This is a genomic window from Vibrio sp. PSi01 (assembly GCF_054960695.1).
The window spans coordinates 1-1715 of record NZ_JBHNYN010000039.1; the positions used below are offsets into that span (position 1 = coordinate 1).

Annotated in this window: 2 protein-coding genes; both read left to right on the plus strand. The window is 43.1% G+C overall.

Going from position 1 to position 1715, the window contains the following annotated elements:
- A partial coding sequence (locus ACFI6G_RS22105; RefSeq protein WP_016785655.1) for a TolC family outer membrane protein occupies positions 1 to 1179 on the plus strand: 1179 nt, incomplete at its 5' end.
- The coding region (locus ACFI6G_RS22110; RefSeq protein WP_016789892.1) for an OmpA family protein at positions 1179 to 1715 on the plus strand (537 nt) is incomplete at its 3' end. The genes ACFI6G_RS22105 and ACFI6G_RS22110, both read left to right, overlap by 1 nt.

Genomic DNA, 1715 nt, shown 5'->3' on the forward strand with positions numbered 1-1715 from the left:
GAGTACGTAAGTAAACGTTACGTTAACGATGCTTCTGGCGGTGCTTATCGTCCAAGTATAGATCTAGATGGTGGGATTGGTTATGAGCATACCGATCTAGTGACCAATACAAATTCAACAGATCTGACGCGTAAAGAAGCGACGATTACTTTGACTCAGTTAATTTGGGATGGAGCAAATACTTCCAACGATATTGATCGTACCGCGGCTGATGCAGAATCTGTTCGTTACCAATTACTCTCCAACGCCCAAGATATCGCTCTCGAGGTCACCAAAGTATACCTTGATGCAGTGAAAGCTTATGAAGTCCTCACCCTGTCTGAAAACAACCTGGCAACACACAAGGATATCTATAGAGATATTCGAAAACGTGTCGAATCTGGCATTGGCTCTACAGCAGATATGTCCCAAGTAGAAGCTCGTATTGCGAAAGCTCATGGTAACTTGCTCGCAGCACAAAATAATTTGTTTGATACGCATACTCAATTTAAACGTATTGTTGGACAGTCACCTTTGGGGTTAGTGTTTCCGCGAGCAGACACTGGAGCAATTCCTTACACCGTAGATGGCGCTCTTGCGAAAGCTTTCAACCAACATCCTGTTATTAAAATTGCACAAGCCGATGTGGACTCCGCTAAATTCCAATATAAACAGTCTAAAAGTTCAAATTATCCGACTGTTTCTTTCGAAGCCGCGCAAACCTGGCGTGATGACGCAGGTGGCAACGAAGGGAGTAGTGACGAATTTTCCGCAATGGTCCGCTTGAGATATAACTTGTATAACGGCGGCGCTGATCAAGACCGCGCTGAAAGTGCTGCTTACCAATTAAATAAGGCCAAAGATCTGCGTGAAAGTACATATCGTAATGTAGAAGAGAGCCTACGCTTGTCATGGAGCGCACTTGATTTAACCGTACAACAGAAAGAGTTCTTATCAGATCACGTAGACTCAGCATCAGATACGGTTATCTCTTACGAGAAGCAATACCGCATCGGTAAACGAACACTTCTCGATTTACTTAACACTGAAAATGAGCTCTTTGAAGCTCGTAAAGGCTATTTAGATGCCAAGTACGATGAACAATATGCTAAATACCGGGTCATGAACGCAACCGGTAATTTACTGACAGGTTTACGTGTCGATATCCCCCAAGAATGGAATGAAAAGGTAGAATATTAATGAAGCTGCTAAAAGCTGTATTTCCACTCTGTCTATTGGTTGCTTCTGCCAACATTTTAGCTGAAACAAACGATGAAGAGTTCGAGTATCGAGCGCTCCCAGAGAGCGTACAAAGTTACGATCTAGAAGACGACGACAATGATGGTGTTATCAACGCCCGTGATTTATGTGTTGATACACAGATTGGCGCTGAAATCGATAATGACGGCTGCGGCTCTTATTTCGAGTCAACGGAACAGAAAGAACTTCACATTTTATTTGCCAACAATTCAACAGAAATCAATCCTGTTTTTCTTGGCCAAATTCGTCAAATGGCCGCGTTTTTAAAGCGGTATGAAAGCACAACCATTCGTCTACAAGGCTACGCGAGTAAAGTCGGAAACGCGGCTCACAACTTAGACTTATCGAAAGAACGAGCATCAAATGTAAGGCGAGCCCTAATAAGTAATGGTATACAACCATCTAGAGTGACAATCGTTGGCTACGGGGATACCGTTTCTAATGAAGAGGGAACCAAAATCAACCATGCGCTCAAT